The organism is Chryseobacterium sp. HNCC26DJ238 (assembly GCF_057180465.1).
Genome location: NZ_JBXUGI010000003.1, coordinates 108,815 through 125,849, shown reverse-complemented (window position 1 = coordinate 125,849; position 17,035 = coordinate 108,815). Strand labels below are relative to the sequence as shown.

Sequence of the window (17,035 nt, the reverse complement as noted above, 5' to 3'; positions counted from 1 at the left end):
TAAACCATTTCTGCTCTTAAAAATTCATAAAATATCAATAAAATCATTATATTTGCCGACTTAATTTAACGTAGTTATAACAAAATGCAAGGAAAAGGACTTATTACAATTGTTGCTATTGTACTAGGGTTAATTTGCTTAAATGAGCTATTACCAACATGGTACGCCGGCAAAATTGAAAGGCAGGCAACTGCTATTGCAGGAGACAATCCGGAAAAGTATCAGAAAGAAATCGCAAGACTTTCTAAGGATACACTGAATCTAGGTTTTACAGAACTTTATTACACGAAAGCGAAAGACAAAGAGATGAAGCTCGGTCTTGACCTTAAAGGTGGAATTAACGTTCTTTTGGAGATTAACCAAAGAGATTTGGTGAATGATTTAACCAATTATTCAACCAACCCTGTTTTGATTGAAGCTCTAAACAAAACTGATGAGGTTCAGAAAAATTCTACAAAATCTTATATCGACAATTTCTTTGTTGAATTTGATGCTGTTAACAAAGCGAGAGGTGCTAACCTGAAACTTGCAGATCCGGAAATTTTCGGAAATACCAATCTTTCTGAGATTAAATTCAACACGACAGATGAGCAGGTACAGAGCATTGTCAAAAGAAGAATTGACCTTTCTGTAGGGACTGCTTTTGAAGTGATCAGAACGAGAATTGATAAGATGGGAGCTGTGCAGCCGAATGTTCAGAGAGTTCCGGGTACCGCAAGAATTTCTGTGGAGATGCCTGGAATGAAAGACATTGACAAGGTGAAAAAAATGCTTCAGACTTCTGCAAAACTGCAGTTCTGGGAAGTACAGCAAATTCCCGAAGTGGCTTCATATTTCCAGACTCTTACAACTGCTGTTTCTACGAAAGGAGATTCGATTGGAGTTGCAAAGAATATTAATTTCATGAATCTTCTTCAGCTTGATAAATTAAGAACCAATGGAGTTGCAAGCGTGAAATTATCTGATACGGCGAAAGTTAATAAGATATTAAACAGCAAAATTGCAAAATCATTACGTCCTGCAAATATCAAATATACCCAGTTTATGTGGGGATATAAGCCTGAATCTACAGATGCAAACAGTCTGGTATTATATGCTGTAAAAGGAAATATCAATCAGAAAGCTCCGGTAGACGGTGCTGTTGAAACTGCAAGCATCGGATATGATGAACTGAGCAGAGTAGTGGTAGATATGCAGATGGATTCTAAAGGTGCTAAAGACTGGAAGACCCTGACAGAGAAGAATGTTGGAAGACCGGTTGCCGTAACTTTAGATAACAGAGTCTATACAGCACCAAATGTTGTCAATGCCATTCCAAACGGAAGAACTCAGATCTCAGGTAACTTCTCTCAGGAAGAAGCTAAAGAATTGGTTGACGTTTTGGGAGCGGGGAAATTGCCGGCAGGAGCAAAAGTTGTTCAGGCGACTCAGGTTGGTCCTTCTTTAGGACAGGAGTCTATTGACGCAGGGATGCTTTCATTTGGTATTGCTTTCCTGATCATCATCGCCTATATCATTTTCTATTACGGTGGAGCAGGAGTTTACGCTGTAATTGCAATGATTATTAACTTATTCTACATTTTCGGAATTATGGATTCCGCAGATGCTACACTTACGCTTCCAGGTATTGCAGGTATCGTTCTTACGATGGCTATGGCAGTAGATACGAACGTAATTATTTACGAGAGAACAAAAGAGGAATTATTCGCAGGGAAAAGTATTCTTGAAGCATATAAAGATGGTTTCAAACATGCATTAAGTGCGATCGTCGATGGTCACTTGACAACATTACTGACTGCAGGGGTATTATTCTTATTCGGAACGGGTCCTATCAAAGGATTTGCTTTAACCTTGGGAATTGGTATCTTAATGACATTCTTTACTTCCGTATTGCTTTCAAGAGTAATGATTTTCAGTAGATTAAATAAAGGTAAGCATTTATCGGTATGGACGGCTCCAACTAAAAACCTGTTTAGAAATACATGGATCGATTTTATCGGGAAAAGAAAATATGCATACATCGTTTCTGCTGTTTTAACAGTTGTCTGTGTTGCGTCTATTGCTATCCACGGATTCAAATACGGAATTGATTTTACAGGAGGTAGAAACTACGTGGTAAGATTTGATAAAGATGTTAATGCTGAAGATATTGAGCAGAACCTGATTAAAGTATTTGCTACTACAGACGGTAAAAATTCTTCAGTTGAGGCTAAAACTTTCGGAAATGACAATCAGCTGAAAATCTCTACAGATTATTTAATTGATGATGAGTCTCTGAAAGCTGACCAGACTGTTGAGCAGAAACTGTATGAAGGTTTAAAAACAAGCTTACCGTCTAATATCAGCTTAAAAGATTTTAAAGCTGCTGACAAAGACCATGCAGGTATTGTTTCTTCTGAGAAAGTAGGGCCTACTGTTGCTGATGATATTAAAACACACGGTATTCTTGCTGTTGTAGCAGCTCTGGCAGGTATTTTTATCTATATTTTGGTAAGATTCAGAAAATGGCAGTTTTCATTAGGTGCCGTAGTGGCATTGTTCCATGATGCAGTCATTATTTTAGGGGCTTATTCACTGCTTCATAAATATATGCCATTCAACATGGAGATCAATCAGGATTTTGTTGCAGCGATTTTAACGGTTTTGGGTTACTCCATTAATGATACCGTTATTATCTTCGACAGGATCAGGGAGTATCTGAGAGAGAAGAAAGCGCTTACTTTGGCAGGATTATTTGATGATTCCATCTCAAGTACGTTAGGAAGAACCTTCAACACTTCATTCACGACAATTCTAGTTATCCTGGCGATATTCATCTTTGGTGGTGATAACCTTCGAGGATTTATGTTTGCAATGTTGATCGGTATCGGTTTCGGTACGTATTCATCCATATTTATTGCTTCGGCAATAGCCTACGATTTCCTTAAATCAGGAAAAGAAGAAGGCGTTCACGGTAAGACCACTTCTGAAAAAGAGCTTCTTGCTTCTAAATAAAATAAACTACATTAAATATAAAAGAGCCTTTCATCCGAAAGGCTCTTTTTCGTTTCAAAAATTCTTCATGGATCTGCAATGCTTTATTGATTGGCTTCTGAATATTAAATTTTTAACATTGAATTTTCAAATCTTTTGTTTTCCCAATATTTGCTTACTTTTGCACCATTATGGAAAAGTCGAAAAAGAAAGCGGCAATGAGCTTTATTTTCATCACCCTGCTGATTGATATTACAGGGTGGGGAATTATCATTCCTGTAGTTCCTGCATTGATCAAAGAACTGATTCATGCAGACATCAGTGAGGCTGCCAAATATGGTGGCTGGCTTGGTTTTGCTTATGCATTTACCCAGTTTCTGTTTTCGCCAATTGTAGGAAATCTGAGTGACAAATTCGGGAGAAGACCGATTATCCTGATCTCACTTTTTGGTTTCGCAATTGACTATATTTTATTAGCTTTATCACCAACGATCATCTGGCTTTTTGCAGGAAGGATCATTGCAGGAATTACCGGCGCCAGTGTGACAACTGCAAGCGCATATATCGCTGATATTTCCACAGATGAAGACCGGGCTAAAAATTTCGGATTGATCGGTGCAGCCTTTGGTCTTGGGTTTATCATCGGCCCTGTGATCGGCGGTTTGCTTGGACATTATGGGGCACGCGTTCCTTTTTATGCTGCAGCGGTATTATGCCTGCTCAATTTCTTATACGGTTATTTCATTCTTCCTGAAAGCTTAGATCAGGATAAAAGAAGAGAATTCAGCTGGAAAAGAGCAAATCCGATTGGTTCATTTAAGTTTTTGGGCAAACATCCTGAAATTTCAGGGTTGATTGTAGCATTGATTTTAATTTATATTGCCGGTCACGCTGTTCAGAGCAACTGGAGTTTCTTCACCATGTATGAGTTTGACTGGACAGAAAGAATGGTGGGGATTTCACTTGGTGTTGTCGGACTTTTAGTCGGATTGGTGCAGGGCGTTCTGATCCGTTGGACAACTCCGAAATTAGGCGAACAGAAAAGTATTTACTATGGTCTTGCTTTATATGCAGTAGGATTGTTGCTGTTCTCATTTGCCACTGAGGGATGGATGATGTTTGTATTTCTGGTACCTTACTGTCTGGGCGGAATCTGCGGACCTGCTTTACAGTCTGTTATTACCAAAAGTGTTCCTGCAAATGAGCAGGGCGAACTGCAGGGAGCTCTGACGAGTTTAATGAGTGCTACTTCGATTATCGGCCCGCCGGTCATGACCAATTTATTTTATTTCTTTACGCATGATGAGGCACCTTTTAAATTTTCAGGTGCACCATTCTTTTTGGCTTTTATATTGATGGCTGTCAGTGTAGCAGTCACTTATTATGCTTTTCAGAAAAAGAAATCTTAAAATTTGTTTAAAATTAGGATCCATAACATTATTTGTATATAATCTTTTGTAATTTAGCACTATGGAATTAAGCATTGGAGAAATGGCTTTGATCGCCATTGCGATTGTAGTTTTATTCGGACCGGATAAGCTGCCTCAGATTGCCCGGGATCTTGGATCCGGGGTAAGAAAAATGCGGGGAGCAGTAGAAGATATCAAAACCGAAATTATGAAAGAAACAGATAATCCTGTTTCTGAGATAAAACGTGAGATAGAAAAGGTAAAAGATGCTGCCAAAGATTTTGATCCTGCAAAAAATATTCAGAATGATATTACAGGACAACCCTCAGTTGATGAAAAACCTAAATTAAAACCTTCTGATGACGATTCATACGAAGGTCCGGTAAGCAGGTAATCATGGAAGAGATCATTCTGGAAGACAAGAAGGCATTTCTCTATCTTAATAATTTGGGAGATACGCCATTTGACCAGTTTTGGCTGATGATCTCCGGAACATGGATCTGGATACCGCTTTATATTATTTTCTGTTATTTCCTGTATAAAAACTTTAAGCTTAAATCTTTACTGTACATTCTTTTATTTGTTGCCATTGGTGTTACGATCTCTGATCAGGTATCCGGAATTTTCAAATATGGGGTGGCCAGATTAAGACCATGTCACGATCCGAGCCTGCAGTCTTACATGCGAATTGTAAAATGTGGCGGAAAGTTCGGTTTTTACTCAGCACATGCTTCAAATACTTTTTTTTTAGCAAGTTATCTGAGTTTTCTTTTAAAAGATAAGCTGAAGTGGTTTCCTTATGTTATATTTGTGTGGGCTGCAGTGGTAGCATACAGCCGCATTTATTTAGGAGTGCATTTCCCGATAGATATTTTGGTGGGGGCGTTTGTTGGAATTTTATTGGGAGCCGTATTTTCTGTGCTTGCAAAAAAAGTCATCAACAGACAAACTATATAAACATGAAAAAACATCTACTCGTTATTACTTTAGCGTTTTCATCGCTTCAGTTCATATCCGCTCAGGATAAAAAAACTGCTGAACAGTGCATGCAGAAAGCTGATTACAAATGTGCCGAAGAGCAATATACAAAATTGGCAGAAAAAGAACAGATCCAGAAATTTCAATCTGAATATTACAATCATTTAGGGACAGCACAGAGACGTTTAGGAAAAATTCCGGCATCATTCAAATCTTACGAATCTGCTTTAAAGTCAAACCCGATGTCTACTGCTGTGTATGCTAATTTAGGTTCATTACATAATCAGAAAGGGAGCAGGACTAAAGCTTTGGATTATCTTAATAAAGGCCTGCAGATTGATCCTGAGAATGCTGAAATGTATCTTACCCGCGCAAAAGTATATGAAAATCTAAACAAAAAGGATCTGGCAGAAAAAGATCTTAAGCAGATCATGACTTTTGCACCCGACAATATTTTTGCAAGAACAGGTCTGGCCAATCTCAAGAAGAGAAACGGTGATCTTGAGGGAGCGTTAAATGATTATAACAAACTGCTTGCAGAAAAACCGGAATCTCTACTGTATAATGGCAGGGCTGATGTCTATTTAAAGCTTAAAAAAAGCAAAGAAGCATTGGCAGATGTCAATAAAGCCATCTCAATCGATCCTAAGTTCTCGCAGTCTTATGTCACTAAAGCTATGATTTTATTTGATACCGCAAAAGATAAAGAGGCTTGCGCAAGTCTTGATAAAGCGGTTGCTACAGGCTATGAAAAAGCAGCATTAACAGAACAGTATGCCAAATGCATCAAAAAATAACGCTTATTCTCTAAAAAATTATAAATTTTCATGTTAAACATCGTTCTTGTAGAACCGGAAATACCAAATAACACAGGCAATATCGGAAGATTGTGCGTAGGAACAGAAAGCCGGCTGCATCTCATTCATCCTCTGGGTTTTTTGATTGATGATAAAAACCTCAGACGTTCAGGTCTGGATTACTGGGTGCATCTGGATGTTTCAGAATATGCCAGTGTTGAAGAATGGATGAAGGTAATTCCGGATACCTCAAGAGTTTTTCTCATGAGTTCTCATGCTGAAAAATCATATCTGGATATTGATTTTAAAGATGGCGATTGGTTGGTTTTTGGAAAAGAGAGTGTAGGTCTCAGCAAAGATGTTTTAACTCTTTTTGAAAATCATCTAACTATTCCTATGTCTAAACTGATCAGGAGTTTTAATATTGCCAACTCAGTTGCTTTCGTAGTTGGGGAAGCAAAAAGACAGATTAACCTAAAAATTTAGTTTTTACAGGAAGATCAGTCATTGTGATACGGTTTTCCCTGTAGAATCTGATCTGCACGATATAACTGTTCAACGATAAATAACCGGATCATCTGGTGCGTAAATGTCATTTTAGAAAGTGACATTTTTTCGTTAGCCCTATCATAAATTTCATCTGAAAAACCATAGGCACCACCAATGAGGATATGAATTTTTTTTACAGAAGAGTTCATCCAGTTATCGATTTTCAGAGAAAATTCACGGCTGGTAAACTGTTTTCCTTTTTCATCTAAAATAGCGACCCAATCGTTTTTGTCGATGTAATTTTGAAATAATCTGGCCTCTTCTTTTTTCAGGAGGTCAGAGGAAAGATTCTTTGCGTTCTTTACATCCGGAATTTCTATGATTTCAAAATTCCAGTGTTTAGGAAGCCTGGTAAGATAGTAGCTGATCAGAGAATTGATTTCCTTATCATCTGTTTTCCCGATACAAAGTAGATTGATGCGCATTTTAAGTTATAAAAGAAAGACCAAAGATACTTATAATTAAAATTAAGAATTGTTATAAAATCTGTATTTTTACAGTACCAGTACGGGCAAGATGAAACAGTCCTTTATCTCATTGTTGTTTTTAAGTTTTTCGGGAATAGGTTTCTGCCAGGAAGCCAGTCCTTCTGATAAGAAAAAGTATCCCGAAGACCACAATAAAATTTCACTCGTTGGTGGCGTGAGCTATATTAATAATTCTTTTGGGCTGTATTATGAAGGTCAGACTTTTTTCCTCAAACCCAATGATTCTTTCTATACAGAATTTTTCCTGAGATACAGGTGGTTGGATGGGAGCATTTCTTTTGCACCAAAATTTGTAAGGATCAATGATGACGATGATTTGAAAGGCAAAACGAGATATCTTAATCTGGGGTTTGCATTTTTTCTGAGTCCTAAGCTCAGACAGTATGTAAGCTATAATCAGGTAAAGGGGCTTTATTTAGAAGATACCAAACGTTTTTTTGAAGCAGTTTTAAATAATAATGAACTTACCGGAACCTTAAGCAGTGATTTCATGCAGTTTCCGGATGCTAAATACCGGTCATTTAAAGGGGAAACCAGTTATCTCTGGTTTGGAAAAAAAGAAAATTACAGAACGTATACCAATATGACCTATAAACCGGCAAAAAATGATTTCGTTTTTCTTACAGGTCTGGTGTATCAGTATAATATTATGAGTGATACTGACCAGGTGAAATATAAGGGCATTGAAATTTCAGATGCATCTGAAGACGGTTCGTTGACAAAGGATGTCAGGATTACTTTAAAAACAGGCGGCGGAGTACAGCGCATTATTGGTAAAAACTGGTATGCTATTGTAGAGATGTACCCACAGATCCATTACGGTCATCTGATTGATGAGAATCGTAAGGAGTTTAATTATGGATTAAATTCTTACTCCAGAATTGGTTTTGATAATGGAAAATGGTTTTTTGGCGGTGGAGCACAGTTCAACTGGATCAACAGCAACAACGAGGATTTTTACTCAACAAGCAACTGGTTATTTCGTTTCGGACTGGGTTTTAGAATAAATTCCCCAAAATTTGTCAATCAACAGTTTGACAGGATTGACCAGATTTTAAAATAAGAGACAGCGACCTGTCGTGAAGACACAAATAAATTCTCAGGAAAAGAATGAATGTTGTATTTTAAAAAAGGTCTCTGAACTACACATAGTTTCGAGATAAGCAAGAACCAGGTCACAGATACAGATCTTAGTTGTTTTTGATCACGGGAGTATACATTTGGCAGTAATACTTGAGTCTTCAGTTAATAACGTATTGTTATTATTTTCACGAATAGCAAAAACCATTATTCATAACCCTCTTAGCTGTTTTTCCTATCTTTGCTGTAATTAATGTTTTTTTTAATAAAAGATGGCAGTAAAAGTTCCGGGTTTTCTTTTGAAAGTTCAAGATTTTTTAGATAATATACATATTCCTTTACTGGGAATCTCACTTTGGCAGTTGTTTCAAATCTATTTTGCAGGGGTCTTTAAGGGTAAGATCGGAAAAAAAGCAGCGGCAATCTCATGGAGTTTTACACTGAGCCTTTTTCCTTTTATCCTTTTTTTGCTTTCGGTTATTCCCTACATGCCACACTATGATAAGCTTCAGTTTTACATTTTTGAAGTATTGATGCATAATATTTTCCCATCCAATATCGAAGGTGACGTCAGGGGATACATTGAAAATAACATTATTCCCAATATGAAAGGGATCAGTAATCTGACCATTCTCATTGCACTTGTCTTTGCAACGAATGGAACATTTTCCATTATCAATGGATTTAATGAAAATTCAAAAGAAAAACTTCCCGATGTAAAAGAATTTATTCTTTCTTTTTTTATCACCATCGGTTTTGTTACTATCGTGTTTTTGGCGCTTTTCGGAGTTTATTATGCAGAGGTAGTTCTCAAGCTTTTTACACCGACTTATAACATTTCATGGCTTGTTAATAACCTTTCCAAGATCATTGGTTTTGTATCGTTTCCTCTGTTTTTTTTCCTGCTTCTAGCCATGTTTTACTGGTTGGGAACGGTTAAAATAATACGGTTCAGACAGGCGGTTCCCGGTGCGATTCTCACAACAGTTCTTTTTATTCTCACGACGTATCTTTTTACCTTATATGTGAAGAATGTGGCGCGGTACAACGTATTATACGGATCGATCGGAAGTATGATTTTACTCATGATCTGGGTCAATGTGAATGTCTACCTCCTGCTTTTTGGAAACGAACTTAATATGGCTCTGCGAAAACTAAGGGTAGAAAAAATTCTGGCAGACGAGATTAAAAAAGAGGCAGCACATTACAAGTCGAAAAATAAAGAGCCCAATTTGTCAGGTGATGAAGAACATACCCGAAGTAATATAACAGAAAAAAAGAAAAACAATGATGAAGATTCTGATCATTAATGTTGCCATATTTTGTACTGTTTTCAGTTTTCAGTCCTGTGATCAGATTTACGAAAACGAAAAGGAAAAAAACTCATTCAGTCCATTCAGAGGAACGTACACAGACAGTTACACAGGTGATTCAGAAGGGACTTTACTAATCAATGTCGGAGATAAAGGTGGAGTAGAAGTGATCAGAAGTATTCCAGGTTCCAACGAAACCTATTACACAGGACTGATTAATTCATCTTTCAATACAACAAATAAAGCTCCTTTCGGTTTTATGCTGACAGGGAATCTTAATTCAAAAAAGGGTACCTGGGAAATGGGAAATTCTAAAGGTATGTGGAGCGTTGTTAAAAATTAATTTTTCTGAATTTCCTCAGCTTTAGAAAAACTTATATTTAAAATAACATAACCTGAAATTCCTGCAATAAATGATGCAATGAGAATGGCAAATTTTGCCTCATCCTGAATCTGAATTTGCTCCTTAAATGAAAGGAGGGCAATAAAAATAGACATCGTAAAGCCTATTCCTGCTAACAGTCCTACGCCTGTCATTTGTTTCCATGAAGCATTTTGAGGAAGCGAACTGATTTTAGTCTGAACAGCGATCCATGAAAAAAGATTGATTCCAATCAACTTTCCCAAAACCAATCCGCATAAAATTCCTAATCCCAACCCACTGAATAAACCATCGACCATTCCATTGGTAAAAGTGATATTGGTATTGGTCAATGCAAAAATTGGCATAATTAAGAAGCCTACCGGAAAATGAAGCTGGTGCTCCAGTTTTTCTAAAGGAGAAATTTCAGTTTCAGAGATATTGGTAGGTATGGAAAAGGCGAGAACTACGCCGGCAATAGTCGCATGAATACCGGAATGATGCAAAAAATACCAAAGGAAGAATCCTGGAATAATATAAAAAAAGATCTTCTTAACTTTTAGATAATTCATCAGGAAAAGGAAAACCGCAATTCCTAATGAGAGCAGAATATACATCCAGTGGATCTGCTCGGTATAAAATACGGCAATTACCAGAATTGCTCCAAGGTCATCTACTATTGCTAATGCAGCTAAAAATATCTTAATCGAATTGGGAACTTTTTTCCCGAGCATTGAGATGATTGCCAGAGAAAAAGCAATATCTGTAGCCATAGGAATTCCCCATCCGCTTCCGTATTCTGTCCCATAATTGAATACCGTATAGATAAGTGCCGGAACCAGCATTCCGCCGACCGCTGCAAATATAGGCAGCGAAGCATTTTTAAATGAGGAAAGTTCGCCTTCCACAACTTCTCTCTTGATCTCAAGACCTACCAGGAGAAAAAAGACTGCCATTAGTCCATCATTGATCCAGATACTGACAGGATATTTCAGGTGGAAAATATTAATTCCGATTTCTTTATCTAAAAAGTTCTGAAAGTTTTCAGCCAGAGAAGAGTTGGCAATTCCCAAAGCCATGGCAACGCAAAAGATCAATATGATTCCTGATGACTGACTGCTTTCGAAAAACTTCTTAAAGTAAATGCTTAATCTCAAATGTAGTTTCCTTTATAAGTTAAAATCATCCCGGATAGCCGGGAAAAGTATTTGATTTCCTGTGTTGTGGCTTCCAGTGTAATAATTTGATTTTATGCTTAAATCCTGATAACCTTGGAAACGCCGTTAATGTCTTTCAATTTCTTAAAAGTTTCATCAAGCTGGCTTCTGTTTTTGACCTCAAGGTTGATGTTCCCTGTAAAAACACCATCATTAGATTCAATCGACATGCTTTTCATATCCATTCCCATGGCTCCACTGATCACTGTTGTAATATCGTTGATCATACCCATTCTGTCAAGGCCTTCGATTTCTATTTTAATACGGTTTTTAAAGCTTTCTTCATTAACCCATTTTGCAGGAATTACACGGTAATCATACTGTGCCCTGAGATTAATTGCATTGGGACAGCTGTCACTGTGTACTTTTATTCCTTCTGAAATAGTAATGAAACCGAAAATTTTATCGCCGGGAATTACGGTACAGCATTTCGCGTAGCTGTAATTGAGCTTTTCCTCATCTTTTCCGAAAACAATCATGTCAAGATTGATTTCTTTAGGCTCTACATAATGCTGATTTTTATTGGAGCTACGTTTGAATCTTGAAATTAAATTGTTAAATACATTTTTACTCTCAATGTATTTTCTTAAGCTGCTTACATCCAGCTCATTCGTCTGGAATTTTAAAAATAATTCCTGAGAGGTCTTCAGATTGAAAAACTTTTGAAGTTTATTAATCTCCTCATCATTAAAGTTGATTTTTGCATGTCTCAGTTTTCTTCGCAGGATCTCCTTTCCTTCATCAACCAGGGAGTTTTTCTCGGAATTAAGGTAGCCTTTTATCTTTGATTTGGCTTTTGAAGTCACTACAAAATCAAGCCAGTCAAATTTCGGTTTTTGATTCTGGGAAGACAGGATATCTACCTGATCACCATTCTGGAGAACATATGATATCGGAACCAGTTTTCCGTTGATTTTTGCTCCCAGACATTTCATTCCCAAATCGGAGTGTACAGAAAATGCGAAATCCAAAGCTGTTGCATTGGTGGGAAGGATTTTAATCTCACCTTTTGGAGTAAAGACAAAAACTTCTTTTGAATATAAATTGAGCTTGATGTTATCTAAAAGTTCAGAAGTGGTAAGATTCTGCTGCTGCTCAAGAACATCACGGATTTCAGTTACCCATTTTTCAAAATTCCTGTCATCGCTGCTCTGCTTATATCCTTCTTTATATTTGTAGTGAGCAGCAACACCTTTTTCAGCAATGTCATCCATTCTGTCAGAGCGGATCTGGACTTCAATCCATTTTTTATCGGGACCTAAAACAGTAAGATGAAGACTTTCATAACCTGTAGAACGGGGCTGTGTGATCCAGTCACGCATTCTGGACGGGTTACTGTGATATACATCGGTTACAATCGAATAGATCTTCCAGGCCAGGAACTTTTCGTTTTTAGCGTCAGATTTATAAATAATTCTGATGGCATAATTATCAAAAACCTCTTCAAAGGTAACGCCCTGCTTCAGCATTTTCCTGTAAATAGAGGAGATTGCTTTTGCACGGCCTTTGATGGTTACGTTAAGACCTTCATCGGTTAATCTTTCTGAAACCTCTGTTTTAAATTCCTCTATGTAACGTTCCCTGTTTTCTTTGGCGAGCTCGAGTTTCTGAGTGATTTCATTAAAAACCTCCGGATTATTATATTTCAGTGAGAGGTCTTCCAGTTCAGATTTAATATTGTATAGGCCCAAACGGTGAGCCATAGGAGCATATATATAGACAGTCTCAGAAGCTATTTTTTTCTGCTTGTCAGGAGCCATACTTTCCAAAGTCCTCATGTTATGAAGACGGTCGGCAATTTTAATCAGAATAACACGAAAATCTTCTGAAAGCGTCAGCAGCAGTTTTCTGTAATTTTCAGACTGTACAGAAATGTTCTGATGATTCATGATCGATATTTTCGTCAGTCCGTTCACAATTTCGGCAATTTTTTCTCCAAAAATTTTCTTCAGATCCTCATAGCTGTAGTCAGAATCTTCAATCACATCATGAAGCAGTGCGCATGCAATAGACGTTGCTCCCAAGCCAATTTCTGTCGCAACAATTTTAGCAACAGCAATGGGATGGTAGATATAAGGTTCACCGGTCTTTCTTCTCTGGTCTTTGTGTGCATCTAATGCAATATCAAAAGCCTTTCGGATGAGTTTGTTATTCTCTTCATCCAAAGTTCTGTAGGTGTTAGAAATCAGGTCTTTATACCTCGCTAAGATTTCTTTATTTTCTTGTTCCAAGTCGTAACTCATTCGCGTAAAAGGCTTTGTTTAAACGAAAATACGAAAAATAAAGCTATTTTTCAATGCTAAAAATTAAAAATCCGCAGAAATAAATTCTGCGGATTCGGCTATAAGTTTTTTGTTGTTTGTTTAGGATTTCACTTCAGAATTTATTCCGTCATGCTGCATCTTAATTCTTACATCGGGACTGCTGTGAATTTCAGCTTTATTTCTTGCTTCGATGTATTTTTTGACCGTACTGTAGGATGCCTGATCAATCGTCATATTTTCAAAAACATAGGTTTTGACAACAGAATTCTCAATAAATATATTCTGTGCCGCCCTGTTTTGTTCGCTGTCTTTAACTTCTACACTTGCCATGTACTTTGAGTGATGATGATCATCCGTTAAGTATACGATATAATCAGAGTCTTTAAATCCGAAACTTTCAAGTTCCTGTTCAAGTCTCTTATAGTCACTGTGGCGTTCGAATATTCCTGCTAATATGCTTGACATGATAATTTTGTTTTGGTATTTAAAGTTAAAACAAAATTTTATAATATTGATAAAAATTTAATAAAAATGCAAATGTTTTATTTTATCTATAAATAATTAATGAAAATTAAGAAACTGTCTATTTTTTTTTAGAAATTATTTTTTAACTGCTTTTTACTTTATTTTACACCATTGTTGATGGTCCGTTAAATAATCAATCATTTCATAGAACTTTACAAGACTTAATGTTCCTCTTTCTCCATAGTCATGAATTGTCTTGGCCTTACCATTATTAAAAATAATTTGAGTTTGGATAGCGGGACAGTCATTACATTCAGTGCTAAAGTGATCTTGTAGCTTATTAAAATTTATATCATTGAGATAGTGTGATAAATGTTCAAAGCTTGAATCGGTAATTCCAAAATAGGTTCCCATTAATTTTTTAAAATAATCTGACTGAAGAATAATTGAATCCCTTTTTATTGTCAGCCGATATTCTGTTCCCGGCGCATAGCCTCCAATTTGAGTGAAAATTATCTTTTCAATTTTATGTTGATTTGTCGGTTCTGTAAACTCGGTCAGTTGATTGTCTTTAATCATTAAAGTGTCAGATTTCAAAATATCATCTTTATTTACAATAGATGTTTTAAAGCTTAATAACTGAATTAGATTTTTATTTTTGTGAGATATTATTTTCGCACCTACAATGTCATAAACCCTTCCTTTCCCCAGATTTAACAGCTGATAATCTTCTGTGCTGCTTAACAGTAAGAAATTGTGAAAGAAGTCCTCATCAAAAAAAACTTTTATAATATCATCTTTTTCAGTTTCAGCATATCGAAGATTGACTAAGTAATCCAACTTGCCGTCATTATTAAAATCAGCTTCGTAAATGGGTTTGAAATTTTCTCTCCTGACTGTTTCTTTAAAAGTTTTTATAGAATCAATGAAATCATAACCCTAAGTAAAATCTGTTTTAAACTGAAGGTCTTTGTATTTTTCCTGCGAATGGATTTTTGCTAAAAATTTCATTCTCACTAAGTTTTTTTTTCTCACAGGACTGCAGGAAAATTAGTACTGTTAGGAGATACATAAACTTCATGATTATGATTTTGGGTAGTAAAAGAGCCTGTTTGAATGTAAACAGGCTCTATATTTAATAAAATTAAATTCTCTCATTTTTAATTTCCTCTACAATTTCAGGATTCAGCAGGGTAGAAGTATCTCCGAAATTAGAAAAGTCACCTTCTGCTATTTTTCTTAAAATTCTACGCATAATTTTTCCTGAGCGTGTTTTAGGAAGTCCGGAAACGAATTGTATCTTATCAAGTTTAGCAATCGGTCCGATCTGATCTGAAATCAACTGATTGATTTCCTTAACAAGATTTTCCTGCTTTCTGTCTGATCCTGAATCTTTTAAAATAACAAAACCATACAAAGCACTTCCCTTGATATCATGAGGAAAACCTACAATCGCAGATTCTGCCACTGCCGGATGTTCATTGATGCTGTCCTCTATAGGTGCTGTCCCCAGGTTATGCCCTGAAACAATCACCACATCATCGACACGGCCTGTAATTCTGTAATAACCAACCTCGTCTCTTAAAGCACCGTCACCTGTGAAGTATTTTCCCGGGAACGCCGAGAAATAGGTTTCTTTATATCTTTGATGGTCACCCCAGATTGTTCGTGCAATTCCCGGCCATGGAAAACGGATGCACAGATTTCCGGTCACCTGATTTCCTGTAATTTCATTGCGCTTGTCATCCATTAAAACCGGCTGGATTCCCGGTAATGGAAGAGTTGCATAGGTGGGCTTTGTCGGAGTTACAAAAGGAATAGGAGAGATCATAATTCCGCCGGTCTCTGTCTGCCACCAAGTATCCACAATCGGACATTTCTTTCTTCCCACGTGATCGTTGAACCAATGCCATGCTTCATCATTAATGGGTTCCCCCACGGACCCGATCACCCTTAAAGAACTTAGATCATGTTTGTCAACCCATTCTGCACTTTCTTTGGCTAGAGAACGGATGGCAGTTGGTGCGGTATAAAACTGCGTGACTTTATGTTTTTCGATCACCTCCCAGAATCTGTCAGGTTCCGGATAGGTCGGAACACCTTCAAAAATAACGGTGGTTGCACCATTCAATAACGGTCCGTAAAGAATATAAGAATGTCCGGTAATCCATCCGATATCTGCAGTACACCAGTAAATATCATTTTCCTGATAATTGAAAACATTCTTGAATGTGTATGCGGAGTACACCATATATCCTGCTGAAGTATGAAGCATTCCCTTAGGCTTTCCTGTAGATCCGGAAGTGTATAAAATAAACAGCGGATCTTCGGCATCCATGATGATAGTAACAAAATCAGAAGAAGCATTCTCATACAGATCCTGCATCCAGAAATCTCTGCCTTCTTTCATCTTTACTTCGTTGTGGGTTCTTTTTACCACCAGCGTTTTCTCAATCGTAGGACATTTCTCCAGGGCTTCATCAATAATTGATTTCAGGTCTAAAACCTTATTTCCCCTGTAACTGCCATCGGAGGTGATCAGCATTTTTGCCCCGCAGTCATTTACTCTTGAAACGACTGCTGAAGCTGAGAATCCGGCAAAAATAACAGAATGAACTGCCCCTATTTTTGCACAGGCCAACATCGTTACAGCCAGTTCAGGGATCATTGGAAGATAAATACAGACTCTGTCCCCTTTTTCGATGCCCATATCCTTGAGAACATTGGCCGTTTTATTGACTCTTTCGTATAATTCGTTATAAGAAATGTGCTGGGCTTCTTCTTTTGGATCGTTAGGTTCCCAGATAATAGCTGTTTTTTCCCCTCTTACGGATAAGTGCCTGTCGAGACAGTTTTTGGTGATATTCAGTTTAGCATCTTTAAACCATGTGATTTTTGCCTCATTCATATCGTATTTTACCACCTTGCTCCATCTCTGATACCACACGAAATTCTGGTCAGCTACCTTATCCCAGAATTTCTTAGGGTTTTTAATTGATTTTTTGTACTCTTCAAAGTAGTGCGGTAAATCTTCTATCACGTAATTTCTCATACTTTTTCTTTTTAGAATTATTATATTATTTAATTTTTTATGTTTGAATTAACAGCTGGTTTTTAAAGCCAGTTTCGCTAAGATTTCAT

At 37.0% G+C, this 17,035-nt stretch carries 15 protein-coding genes; 9 read left to right on the top strand and 6 right to left on the bottom strand.

Going from position 1 to position 17,035, the window contains the following annotated elements:
* Positions 1–84: 84 nt before the first annotated feature.
* From secD to AC2A07_RS03630, 6 genes are all read left to right on the top strand, one after another.
* Complete coding sequence (secD, locus tag AC2A07_RS03655; RefSeq protein ID WP_484049257.1) at positions 85–2,994, top strand: protein translocase subunit SecD; 2,910 nt, start codon at positions 85–87, stop codon at positions 2,992–2,994.
* A 170-nt stretch (positions 2,995–3,164) separates the two neighbouring features.
* Positions 3,165–4,382 carry a TCR/Tet family MFS transporter gene (locus AC2A07_RS03650; protein WP_484049256.1) on the top strand — a complete coding sequence of 406 codons (1,218 nt, stop codon included), beginning with the start codon at positions 3,165–3,167 and terminating at the stop codon, positions 4,380–4,382.
* A 61-nt stretch (positions 4,383–4,443) separates the two neighbouring features.
* The gene (locus AC2A07_RS03645; protein ID WP_314496166.1) at positions 4,444–4,776 is read left to right on the top strand and encodes a twin-arginine translocase TatA/TatE family subunit; all 333 of its coding nucleotides are present in this window, start codon (positions 4,444–4,446) and stop codon (positions 4,774–4,776) included.
* A 2-nt stretch (positions 4,777–4,778) separates the two neighbouring features.
* The gene (locus AC2A07_RS03640) at positions 4,779–5,339 is read left to right on the top strand and encodes a phosphatase PAP2 family protein (RefSeq protein WP_484049255.1); all 561 of its coding nucleotides are present in this window, start codon (positions 4,779–4,781) and stop codon (positions 5,337–5,339) included.
* Positions 5,340–5,341: 2 nt separating this feature from the next.
* A complete protein-coding gene (locus AC2A07_RS03635) occupies positions 5,342–6,157 on the top strand; it encodes a tetratricopeptide repeat protein (RefSeq protein WP_314496160.1) in 816 nt (271 codons plus the stop codon).
* A gap of 30 nt (positions 6,158–6,187) precedes the next feature.
* Complete coding sequence (locus AC2A07_RS03630) at positions 6,188–6,643, top strand: tRNA (cytidine(34)-2'-O)-methyltransferase (protein ID WP_484049254.1); 456 nt, start codon at positions 6,188–6,190, stop codon at positions 6,641–6,643.
* 14 nt (positions 6,644–6,657) lie between these two features.
* On the opposite strand, the gene AC2A07_RS03625 is transcribed toward AC2A07_RS03630, so the two are convergent.
* Entirely contained in the window at positions 6,658–7,131 is a 474-nt protein-coding gene (locus AC2A07_RS03625) for a 23S rRNA (pseudouridine(1915)-N(3))-methyltransferase RlmH (protein WP_484049253.1), read from the bottom strand.
* Positions 7,132–7,222: 91 nt separating this feature from the next.
* Between AC2A07_RS03625 and AC2A07_RS03620 the strand changes: the two genes are divergently transcribed.
* The 3 genes from AC2A07_RS03620 (at position 7,223) to AC2A07_RS03610 (ending at position 9,930) form a co-directional block, all read left to right on the top strand.
* Complete coding sequence (locus AC2A07_RS03620) at positions 7,223–8,257, top strand: DUF4421 family protein (protein ID WP_484049252.1); 1,035 nt, start codon at positions 7,223–7,225, stop codon at positions 8,255–8,257.
* Positions 8,258–8,546: 289 nt separating this feature from the next.
* Positions 8,547–9,584 carry a YihY/virulence factor BrkB family protein gene (locus tag AC2A07_RS03615; RefSeq protein WP_484049251.1) on the top strand — a complete coding sequence of 346 codons (1,038 nt, stop codon included), beginning with the start codon at positions 8,547–8,549 and terminating at the stop codon, positions 9,582–9,584.
* Positions 9,562–9,930 carry a hypothetical protein gene (locus AC2A07_RS03610; RefSeq protein ID WP_484049250.1) on the top strand — a complete coding sequence of 123 codons (369 nt, stop codon included), beginning with the start codon at positions 9,562–9,564 and terminating at the stop codon, positions 9,928–9,930. The genes AC2A07_RS03615 and AC2A07_RS03610 overlap by 23 nt, the downstream gene beginning before the upstream one ends.
* On the opposite strand, the gene nhaA is transcribed toward AC2A07_RS03610, so the two are convergent.
* The 5 genes from nhaA to acs form a co-directional block, all read right to left on the bottom strand.
* Entirely contained in the window at positions 9,927–11,105 is a 1,179-nt protein-coding gene (gene nhaA, locus AC2A07_RS03605) for a Na+/H+ antiporter NhaA (RefSeq protein WP_484049249.1), read from the bottom strand. The genes AC2A07_RS03610 and nhaA overlap by 4 nt on opposite strands.
* 98 nt (positions 11,106–11,203) lie before the next feature.
* Positions 11,204–13,408 carry a RelA/SpoT family protein gene (locus AC2A07_RS03600; RefSeq protein WP_484049248.1) on the bottom strand — a complete coding sequence of 735 codons (2,205 nt, stop codon included), beginning with the start codon at positions 13,406–13,408 and terminating at the stop codon, positions 11,204–11,206.
* A gap of 120 nt (positions 13,409–13,528) precedes the next feature.
* Positions 13,529–13,894 (bottom strand): hypothetical protein, encoded by a 366-nt coding sequence (locus AC2A07_RS03595; RefSeq protein WP_484049247.1) that lies wholly within the window; start codon positions 13,892–13,894, stop codon positions 13,529–13,531.
* A 153-nt stretch (positions 13,895–14,047) separates the two neighbouring features.
* The gene (locus AC2A07_RS03590) at positions 14,048–14,473 is read right to left on the bottom strand and encodes a DUF6438 domain-containing protein (protein WP_484049246.1); all 426 of its coding nucleotides are present in this window, start codon (positions 14,471–14,473) and stop codon (positions 14,048–14,050) included.
* A gap of 565 nt (positions 14,474–15,038) precedes the next feature.
* A complete protein-coding gene (acs, locus tag AC2A07_RS03585; RefSeq protein WP_484049245.1) occupies positions 15,039–16,946 on the bottom strand; it encodes an acetate--CoA ligase in 1,908 nt (635 codons plus the stop codon).
* Between the last annotated feature and the right edge of the window lie 89 nt (positions 16,947–17,035).